Genomic DNA, 9,807 nt, shown 5'->3' on the forward strand with positions numbered 1-9,807 from the left:
CGGAACTGCAGCGTAAACAGGAAATAGCGCCCCAGCGGATCATCCAGCCCGGCAACCGGAATGGGCGTCGCGGGTGCGATGCACGCCGATCAGGTCACCGTCGAAGATGCCCTCGTCGATCATCGAATCGCCCTGCACCTTCAGCAGGTAATCCGGGGCGGGCGAGAAGAACACCCGGTCCAGCACCACGAAATCGTCCGAACCGATGTCCGCCCCGATCGGCAGGCCGGCAGCGACCCGACCCAGCACCGGCAGGCGCAGGACAGTGTCCGGCAGCCCTGGCTCGGCCAGTTTCTCGATGGGCGGCGCCTGCACCAGGCGGATGCCGCGGGCCTGGCCGGGAATGCGGCGGATCGCACCGGCCTGCTCCAGGGCTTCCAGGTGGTACTGGGCCGCGCGCACCCCCTTGAAGCCGAAGGCGCGGGCGATTTCAGTCTGCGACGGCGGCGCGCCTTCGCTCTCGATACGCTCGGCGATCAACTGCAGGATCGCCTGCTGGGTGTCGGTCAGGTCCATGGTTAGTAGTATTACTACTAATGGCCGGTTGCGCAAGTGCCCCGGGCGATTCTGTCGCGCCGAGCCCATGCTCGGCAGATGGGGGATGCGGGGCGTAGGAGCAAAGGCAGCCGACCAACGGTCGGCTCTACCGGAATCGCTGCGCGATTCCGCGGTAAGCACGCTAGACGTGCTTGCCGCTTCTCCATATCGAAAACAGGATCCACACGCCGCAGAAGCCGGCACCGACGAAGCCGCAGACACCCAGGGCCAGCAGCCAGCGGCTGGAAACGCCGCCGACGCTGTGCATCACGATGGATGAGCCGATGATGAGGGCGGCAGTGACAATCCCCACCACCAGGCGGTTGGCGGCGCGGTTGACCTGGTCACCGAATCCTTGCAGCGCACTGGTTTCCACCTTCAGCTGCAGACGCCCGCGGCGGGCGGCCTGCACCAGCTTGCGCAGGTCACGCGGCAGCTCGCCGGCGAAGTCGATCATGCCCAGCAGGCTGCGCCGGCCGCGCTTGAGCAGCGCTCGCGGGGCGTAGCGCTGCAGCACCACCCGCTCCAGGAACGGCCGGGCGGCGCTGGCCATGTCGAAATCCGGGTCGAGCTGGCGGCCCATGCCCTCCAGGGTCAGGAAGGCCTTGATCATCAGCGCCAGGTCGGCGGGCAGGGTCAGGCTGTAGCTGCGCAGCAGCTGGGTGATGTCCCCCAGCATCAGGCCGATGCGCAGGTCCTTCAGCGGCACGCCGCGGTACTGGTCGACGAACTGGCTGATGTCGTGCTGCAGCCGGTTCTCATCGACTTCCACCCCACCGGCCCAGTCCAGCAGCACGTCCGCCACGCCCTGCGGGTCCTGTTCGACCAGGCCATGCAGCAGCTGCGCGACCTGGAAGCGGCGCACTTCGGACAGCGCACCCACCATGCCGAAATCGATCACGCCGATGCGGCCGTCGCGCAGGTAGATGATGTTGCCCGGGTGCGGATCGGCGTGGAAGCTGCCGTCCTCCAGCACCATCTTCAGCACGATGTCGGCACCGCGCCGGGCCAGCTCACGGCGGTCCAGCCCGGCCGCGTCCACGCCGGCCAGATCGCGACCGGGAATGCCGTCAACGAAGTCCTGTACGTTCAGGCTCTCGCAGGTCCACTGCCAGTGCACTTCGGGGATCAGGATGTCGTCGCGGCCCTGGAAATTACGGCTGATGCGCTCGGCGTTGCGGCATTCGGCGGCAAAATCCAGCTCGCGGCGCAGTGAAACGGTGAACTGCTGGACCACTTCGGCCGGGCGGTAGCGGCGCAGGTCCGGCAGCCGCGCCTCGACGATCTCGGCCAGCCGCGCGAGCAGGCGCAGGTCGGCCTCGACCACGTCGCGGATGCCGGGACGGCGCACCTTCAGCACCACTTCGCGGCCGTCATGCAGGCGCGCGCGATGGGCCTGCGCCAGCGAGGCGGCGGCCATCGGGGTTTCATCGAGGAAGGCGAACACCTGCGACGGCGACGCGCCGAGGTCGGATTCCAGCTGTTCGCGGATGGCCACATACGGCAGCGCCGGCACCGCGTTCTGCAGCTCGGACAGCTCGGCGATCCATTCCGGCGGCAGCAGGTCGACGCGGGTGGCCAGTACCTGACCCAGCTTGACGAAGGTCGGGCCGAGATCCTGCAGGGCGCTGCGCACGCGCACCGGCGCGGTCATGCGCAGCATCTGCTGGCTTTCCTCGTTCCAGTGCAGCAGCCGGCCGGCGCGCTCGAGCACGGTGGCCAGGCCGATGCGCCGGACCACGTCGCCGAAGCCGTAGCGGATCAGGACGGCCGCGATTTCCTGCAGCCGGCCCAGGTCACGGACGGTACCCAGCGTCTCCCACATCGATGCCTACTCCGGTTCCATACCGGGCCAGCATGTCACAGCTGGGCGTCGATGCCGTGCAATGCCGCCGCCACGGTCTGCCGCCGTATGGCTTCGCGGTCACCGTCGAACTGGAACAGTTCGGCGCGGGCGTAGCCGCCGCGGCGCTTCCAGCCGATCCAGACACTGCCCACCGGCTTGTCCGGGCTGCCGCCACCGGGCCCGGCGATGCCGGTAACGGCCACGGCGATGCCGGCACCGGAATTGATCAGCGCGCCGGACACCATTTCCAGCACGGCCTCACGGCTGACCGCACCGAACTGCTCCAGCGTCTGCGCGCGCACGCCCAGCAGGCGTTGCTTGGCTTCGTAGCTGTAGACCACCATGCCGCAGTCGAAGAACGCCGAGGAACCGGCGATATCGGTCATGCACTTGGCGATCCAGCCACCGCTGCAGCTTTCAGCGGTGACCAGTTGCAGCGCGGCCTGCTGCAGGCGCTGCCCAAGCGCGGCGGCCTGGGCATGGAGATCGGCGTCGGAGGGGAAGGACATCGGCATGGATCGAGGTAGCAACGGTCATCTTGTACCGCAGATCGGCAGCGCTGTCCTCCCCTGCCCTTCAGTGGTCGTGGTGCAGGTAACGGGCCTGGCGCGGCAGGCGCAGGCTGACCAGGAAGGCCACCACCATCATCACCGTGACGTACCAGAAGAACAGCTGCTCGTGGCCCAGGCTCTTCATGCCCAGCGCGGCGTACTCGGCGCTGCCGCCGAAGATCGCGTTGCCGATGGCGTAGGCCAGGCCGACGCCAAGCGCGCGCACCTGCGGCGGGAACATCTCGGCCTTCACGATGCCGGAGATGGAGGTGTAGAAACTGACGATGGCCAGCGCCAGCACGATCAGGCCAAACGCCGCCCACGGGCTGCTGACGTGCTGCAGGGTGATCAGGATCGGCACGGTGGTGAGCGCGCCCAGCGCACCGAACAGCATCATGCTGGTGCGGCGGCCGATGCGGTCGGACAGCATGCCGAACAGCGGCTGCATGCACATGTACAGGAACAGCGCGCCGGTCATCACGTAGCTGGCCGTCTTGATCGGCAGGTGCACCGTGTTGACCAGGAACTTCTGCATGTAGGTGGTGAACGTGTAGAAGATCAGCGAGCCGCCGGCGGTGTAGCCGAGCACGGTGAAGAAGGCCGCTTTGTGGTCACGGAACAGCGCCGACAGGCTGCCGGCATCCTTGTCGCCGCGATCGGCCTCGCTCTGCGTTTCGTGCAGGGTGCGGCGCAGCAGCAGCGCGACCACGGCGGCGACGGCACCGAGCACGAACGGGATGCGCCAGCCCCAGGCGCGGATTTCCGCCTCGCTCAGCAGCGCCTCCATGATGACGATGACCAGCACCGCCAGCAGCTGGCCGCCGATGAGGGTGACGTACTGGAAAGACGAGAAAAACCCGCGCTGGCCGCGCAGGGCGACCTCGCTCATGTAGGTGGCGGTGGTGCCGTATTCGCCGCCCACCGACAGACCCTGGATGAGCCGGGCGACCAGCAGCAGCACAGGTGCCATCGCGCCGATGGTGGCGTAGGTCGGCAGGCAGGCCACCATCAGCGAGCCGCCGCACATCATGCTGACCGAGATCAGCAGGGACTTCTTGCGACCCAGGCGGTCAGCGATGCGGCCGAACAGCCAACCGCCGATGGGCCGCATCAGGAAGCCGGCGGCGAACACGCCTGCCGTGTTGAGCAGCTGCACGGTCGGGTTGGAGGCGGGGAAGAACGCGCCGGCGAAGTAGATGGCGCAGAACGCGTAGACGTAGAAGTCGAACCATTCCACCAGGTTGCCGGAGGAGGCCGACATGATGGCGAACACGCGGTGGCGTTTTTCCGCCGCAGTGTACTGGGGCAGTGCGTCAGGGCTGACGTGGGACATGGAAGGAACTCCGGGGTGCCGTGGGGGCAGGCCTTCGGATCATCCACCTGAGGGGCGGGAGGGGATGTGCATTATCAGGCGGCTGAAGTGCGGCAATCGGCCGAATACACCCGCCCCCGTAGCGTCGAGCGTGCTCGACTGATGCAACCGTAAGGGGTCAGAGCCCGTTGCTCCACAACGGGATCTGACCAGGCTCACCACTCCGGCAGTTTCTCCGGAAGCAGCGCGCGGATCGGGCCGCCGTCGGCATTGGCAGCCAGCTTCTCCGCTTCGGCGATCGGCAGGTCCACCTGCAGCAGCCAGCCCTCTTCGTCGGCCTGTTCGCTGCGGACCACTTCGAGCTGGTGCAGCCGCGCGCGCAGGCGGCCAGCGCTGGGCGGCAGGCGCAGATCGCCGGTGATGTGCTGCAGGCCCAGGCGTTTGCCCAGCACGCTCTGCAGCAGATCCAGCCCTTGCCCGTCACGAGCGGAGATCCAGACGCGCTCACGGCGCGATGGATCGGGAATGCCATCCTGCCCGTCGTGACGCACTTCTGCGCCGTCGATGCGGTCGATCTTGTTGAACACCAGCAGCTGCGGCAGATCACCTGCCCCGACCGCGGTCAGCACCTCGTCGACCTGGGCGATGCGCTCCTCGCGATGCGGATCGGCGGCGTCGACCAGGTGCAGCAGGAAGTCAGCCTCGCGCGCCTCGGACAAGGTCGAGCGGAACGCAGCCACCAGATCATGCGGCAGGTCGCGCACGAAGCCCACCGTGTCGGCCAGCACCACGCTGCCGCCGGGCACGGCGATGCGGCGCACGGTCGGGTCGAGCGTGGCGAACAGCTGGTCGGCGGCGTAGGCCTCGGCACCGGTCAGGGCATTGAACAGCGTCGACTTGCCGGCATTGGTGTAACCGACCAGGGCCACACGCGGCAGCTCGCTGCGCAGGCGCGCCCGGCGCATCTGGGTGCGCTGGACCTCGACCTTTTCCAGCCGCTTCTGCAGCTGTTCCACCCGCTTCTGCAGCAGGCGACGGTCGGTTTCCAGCTGGGTTTCACCCGGGCCACGCAGGCCGATGGAACCGCCACGCTGGCGCTCCAGGTGGGTCCAGCCGCGTACCAGCCGCGTGGCCAGGTGGCGCAGCTGCGCCAGCTCGACCTGCAGCTTGCCTTCGTGGCTGTGCGCACGCTGGGCGAAGATGTCCAGGATCAGGCCGGTACGGTCGATCACCCGACGCTCCAGGAAGCGCTCGAGATTGCGTTCCTGGCCCGGGCTCAAGGCATGGTTGACCAGGATCAGATCGGCACCGGTGGCGTCGGCTGCGGCCTTGATCTCGTCCAGCTTGCCGCTGCCGATCAGGGTAGAGGGGTTCGGACGGTCCAGGCGCGCGGTGATGGTGGCGGCGATGCTGGCCCCGGCCGAGCGGGCCAGATCACCGAACTCTTCCAGCACATCGTCTTCCAGCTTGCCGAAATGGGGCTGGATCAACAGGGCGTTTTCGCCTTTTTTCGAGCGGTCAAACATTCACCGCTCCGCAATTACTCGTCTGCTTCATCACCCGCCTGACCATCACTTTCACCCGACTGCACATAGCCACCACCCGGCCCGACTTTCACGTTGCGCGCCGGTACCACGGTGGAAATGGCGTGCTTGTAGACCATCTGGCTGACGGTGTTGCGCAGCAGGACCACGAACTGATCGAACGATTCGATCGTGCCCTGCAGCTTGATGCCGTTGACCAGGTACACCGAAACCGGCACGCGCTCGCGCCGCAGTGCGTTCAAGAATGGATCCTGCAGCGATTGCCCCTTGGACATTGCTAACTCCTGATTATTGTTCTTATTGGGTTGCCAGCGGATGCTGCGGCCCCCGAGCCGCCCGCCGATCCATGATGGTACACGGCCAGCGGCGGTTCAGCGTGCGACGAAGGTCGACACCGCGCCGGACAGGCGCTCGTGGTCGATATGGGGATCGAACCAGCGGGCATCAAGCTCGCCACGCAGCCAGGTCAGCTGCCGCTTGGCCAGCTGCCGGGTGGCGAAAATGGCCTTGTCACGGAAGCGGGCGGCGTCGCCCTCTCCGTCCAGGTATTCCCAGGCCTGGCGGTAGCCGACCGCGCGCACCGCTGGCAGATCCAGCGGCGCGGCCACGGCCGCCATCTGCGGCAGGGCCCGCAAGGCGCGCACTTCCGCCAGGAAGCCCTGGCCCAGCATGGCGTCAAAGCGGGCCTCGATGCGCTGGTGCAGCACGGCCCGGTCGCGCGGGGCCAGGATCAGCTTCAGTGTACGCACCGGCAACGGTGCTACGCCGGGACGACGCTGCCATTCAGTGATGGGCATGCCGGTCAACCTGTAGACCTCCAGCGCACGTTGGATGCGCTGCGGATCGGTGGCATGGATGCGTGCCGCGGCAGCCGGATCGACCTGGGCCAGCTCGGCATGCAGGGCGGCCCAGCCTCGCTCGGCCGCCTCGGCACTGAGTACCTCGCGCATTGCCGGGTCGGCCTCGGGCATCGGCGACAGGCCCTGCAGCAGGGCGCGGAAGTACAGGCCGGTTCCACCCGCCAGGATCGGCGTCTTGCCGCGGGCGACGATGTCAGCCACCACGCGGCCGGCGTCGGCGGCGAACTCGGCCGCCGAATAGGTCTGCCAGGGATCGCACAGATCGAGCAGATGGTGCGGCGCCTGAGAGCGCTCGGCGGCGTCGGGTTTGGCCGAACCGATGTCCAGGCCGCGATAGACCAGCGCCGAATCGACGCTGACGATCTCACCATCCAACGCCTGGGCCAGGCGAATCGCCGTGGCGGTCTTGCCACTGGCGGTCGGGCCCATCACCGCGATCGCCAGCGGGCGCTGGTCGACGGCCATCAGTCTTCGTCCGGCCAGCGGATCGACGGGGCGGCATCGGTCCGCGGGGCGGGAACCGCGTCCACGGCCTCCCAGATCTTCAAGGCATCGACGGTGGCCGCCACGTCATGCACGCGCACGATGCGGGCGCCACGCTGCACCGCGATCAGGTGCGCCGCCACCGACGCGGCGACGCGCTCGGTTGCCACCTCGCGGCCGGTCAGCTCACCCAGGCTGCGCTTGCGCGACAGGCCGGCCAGCATCGGTACGCCCAGTTCCAGGAAGCGCTCAGAGCGCGCCAGCAGGGTCATGTTGTGCGCCGTGGTTTTGCCGAAGCCGAAGCCCAGGTCGATCACGAGATTCTTCTTTGCGATGCCGGCCATTTCAGCCGCGAACAGACGTTGCACCAGGAAGCCATGGACCTCGGCCACCACATCGGCGTAATGCGGGTCGGCCTGCATGTGGCCGGGCTCGCCCTGCATGTGCATCAGCACCACCGGCACCCCGGTATCGGCGGCGGCCTCCAGGGCGCCGTCCTGGCGCAGGCCGAAGATGTCGTTGATGATCCCGGCGCCGGCCGCCACGGCCGCGCGCATCACCTCCGGCTTGAAGGTGTCGATGCTGATCGGCACGGTGGTGCGGGCAGCGAGCTGTTCTATGACCGGCAGCACGCGCCGCAGTTCTTCTTCCACCGTGACAGTCGCCGCACCCGGGCGGGTGGATTCGCCGCCGATATCCAGCAGGTCGGCGCCCTCCTCCACCAGCTTCAGGCCATGGGCAACGGCCGCGTCGGTGCTGTCGTGGGCGCCACCATCGGAGAAAGAATCGGGGGTGACGTTGACGATGCCCATGACCCGGGCACGGTCCAGGCGCAGGATGCGGCCGGCGCAGTCGAGCTGGGGGGAAATATCGAACATGAGGCGATCCTGCAGGCAACGGTGTTTAGTTTAGTTCGGCAGGGCTGCGCCCTGCACCCGCAGAGGCAACGGCAACGGCCGAAGCAACAGCAAGAGCAACAGCTGGCTATCCGTGGGTTGGCGGGGTGGGTCCGGTTGAGGGGGACGCCGTAAACCCGTCCATGGGGGCTTGGTCGCGGCATCCATGCCGCTCACACCCCCTCAACCGGACCCACCCTGCCTTCGACAGACTTCCGCGATCTGTCGGGGCACGGGGTCGGATCCCGTTGCTGCGCAACGGGCTCTGACCCCAGATGAATTTCGATATCTGACAGATGTGTCGACCAAGGTCGACACCTACCAACAGCCGTGCGTCCCAGTAGATCCACGCCATGCGTGGATGAATTCATTCGATATCTGACAATTGTGCCGACCAACGGTCGGCACCCACCAACAGCTGCATTTGCCAACAGCACACGGAATCTGTCAGAGGCGGGGCGGTGTGGGTGGGCAGGACCGCAGGCGCCATGGATGGCGCCTACGAGCCCCCAGGGACGGGTTTACGGCGTGTCCTGACCACCCACACCGCCCCGCCATCCCACGAATAGCCAGCTTTTGACGTTGACGTTGTAGTTGCTTCGGCAGGTGCAGGGCGCAGCCCTGCCGAGAGAAAACCCTCAACGCTGCCGGCGGCGCTTCCGGTCCACGTACAGGGTCTTGATGATGCTCAACAGGATGCCGACGGCGATGCCGACGCCGCAGCCCAGCAGCAGGTTGTCCACGGTCAGGCCCACAGCGACGCCGACGATCGTGGCGATGACCATTTCGACGGTATGGGAGATCGGTTGCGGCGGGGGAACGGACATGCAGGCTCCAGCGTAAGGCAGTGAATTCAGTCGGGCTGCAGGCCCGGAAGCAACGAGGCCGGGTTGCCCCGGCCTCGTCTGCAATCAGCGATGGCGGGCCGTCAGTGCGACTCGGCCGGGCCAGCGATGGGCGGCAGCGGACGGGCGTCGCCGCCCTTGTCGTTGCCACCACCGTCCTTGTTGGACTTGCTCCAGCCCGCCGGCGGCGGCGGATCGCGGCCTTCCATGATGGCGTCGATCTGCGGCGCATCGATGGTCTCGTACTGCAGCAGCAACTGCGACATCGCGTGCAGCTTGTCGATGTTGGCCGTCATCAGTTCGGTGGTGCGTGCGTAGGCCTCGTCGAGGATGCTGCGCACTTCCTCATCGATGCGGCGCGCGGTGTCGTTGGACACGCTCTTGTGCTGGGTGACCGAGCGCCCCAGGAACACCTCATCGTCCTCTTCACCGTAGGCGATCGGGCCAAGCTGGTCGGACAGGCCCCACTTGGTGACCATGTTGCGGGCCATCTTGGTGGCGCGCTCGATGTCGTTGGAGGCTCCGGTGGTGACCTTGTCGGCGCCGAAAATCAGCTCCTCGGCCACACGACCGCCGTACAGCGAACACAGCTGCGACTTGATCGCCACGCGGTTCATCGAGTACTTGTCGCCTTCCGGCAGGTACATGGTCACGCCCAGCGCACGGCCGCGCGGGATGATCGTGACCTTGTAGACCGGGTCATGCTCGGGCACCAGGCGACCGACGATGGCATGGCCGGCCTCGTGGTAAGCGGTCAGGGTCTTCTCTTCCTCGCTCATGGCCATCGAGCGGCGCTCGGCACCCATCAGGATCTTGTCGCGGGCACGGTCGAAGTGGTCCATGCGGACTTCCTTCTCGTTGCCACCGATCACCGACAAGCCCGGGCGCAGCCGCACCGCCAGCACCTGGCCGGGATCAATCGATATCTGGATC

8 protein-coding genes and 2 pseudogenes are annotated in these 9,807 nt (G+C 67.2%); all 10 read right to left on the minus strand.

Going from position 1 to position 9,807, the window contains the following annotated elements:
• Nucleotides 1-54: 54 nt before the first annotated feature.
• A pseudogene (gene lexA, locus ACQKDV_RS16040) lies at nucleotides 55-516 on the minus strand (transcriptional repressor LexA); the annotation flags it as partial.
• A gap of 163 nt (nucleotides 517-679) precedes the next feature.
• Nucleotides 680-2,362 (minus strand): 2-polyprenylphenol 6-hydroxylase, encoded by a 1,683-nt coding sequence (gene ubiB, locus ACQKDV_RS16045; protein ID WP_427785037.1) that lies wholly within the window; start codon nucleotides 2,360-2,362, stop codon nucleotides 680-682.
• A gap of 35 nt (nucleotides 2,363-2,397) precedes the next feature.
• The gene (locus tag ACQKDV_RS16050; RefSeq protein WP_174213499.1) at nucleotides 2,398-2,898 is read right to left on the minus strand and encodes a CinA family protein; all 501 of its coding nucleotides are present in this window, start codon (nucleotides 2,896-2,898) and stop codon (nucleotides 2,398-2,400) included.
• 61 nt (nucleotides 2,899-2,959) lie between these two features.
• The gene (locus tag ACQKDV_RS16055; RefSeq protein WP_427785038.1) at nucleotides 2,960-4,267 is read right to left on the minus strand and encodes an MFS family transporter; all 1,308 of its coding nucleotides are present in this window, start codon (nucleotides 4,265-4,267) and stop codon (nucleotides 2,960-2,962) included.
• A gap of 194 nt (nucleotides 4,268-4,461) precedes the next feature.
• On the minus strand, nucleotides 4,462-5,772 hold the full coding sequence (gene hflX, locus ACQKDV_RS16060; RefSeq protein WP_427785039.1) for a ribosome rescue GTPase HflX: 1,311 nt from the start codon (nucleotides 5,770-5,772) through the stop codon (nucleotides 4,462-4,464).
• Nucleotides 5,773-5,786: 14 nt separating this feature from the next.
• Nucleotides 5,787-6,065, minus strand: coding sequence for an RNA chaperone Hfq (gene hfq / locus ACQKDV_RS16065; RefSeq protein ID WP_427785041.1), 279 nt, complete (start codon nucleotides 6,063-6,065; stop codon nucleotides 5,787-5,789).
• A 96-nt stretch (nucleotides 6,066-6,161) separates the two neighbouring features.
• Nucleotides 6,162-7,115 carry a tRNA (adenosine(37)-N6)-dimethylallyltransferase MiaA gene (miaA, locus tag ACQKDV_RS16070; protein ID WP_427785043.1) on the minus strand — a complete coding sequence of 318 codons (954 nt, stop codon included), beginning with the start codon at nucleotides 7,113-7,115 and terminating at the stop codon, nucleotides 6,162-6,164.
• Nucleotides 7,115-8,011, minus strand: coding sequence for a dihydropteroate synthase (gene folP, locus ACQKDV_RS16075; protein WP_427785044.1), 897 nt, complete (start codon nucleotides 8,009-8,011; stop codon nucleotides 7,115-7,117). The genes miaA and folP overlap by 1 nt, the downstream gene beginning before the upstream one ends.
• Nucleotides 8,012-8,667: 656 nt before the next feature.
• A complete protein-coding gene (locus ACQKDV_RS16080; protein ID WP_200733024.1) occupies nucleotides 8,668-8,856 on the minus strand; it encodes a hypothetical protein in 189 nt (62 codons plus the stop codon).
• Nucleotides 8,857-8,957: 101 nt separating this feature from the next.
• Nucleotides 8,958-9,807, minus strand: a pseudogene (locus ACQKDV_RS16085) (ATP-dependent zinc metalloprotease FtsH); the annotation flags it as partial.

This window comes from Stenotrophomonas sp. NPDC077659, from assembly GCF_050268705.1.
Classification (GTDB): Bacteria; Pseudomonadota; Gammaproteobacteria; order Xanthomonadales; family Xanthomonadaceae; genus Stenotrophomonas.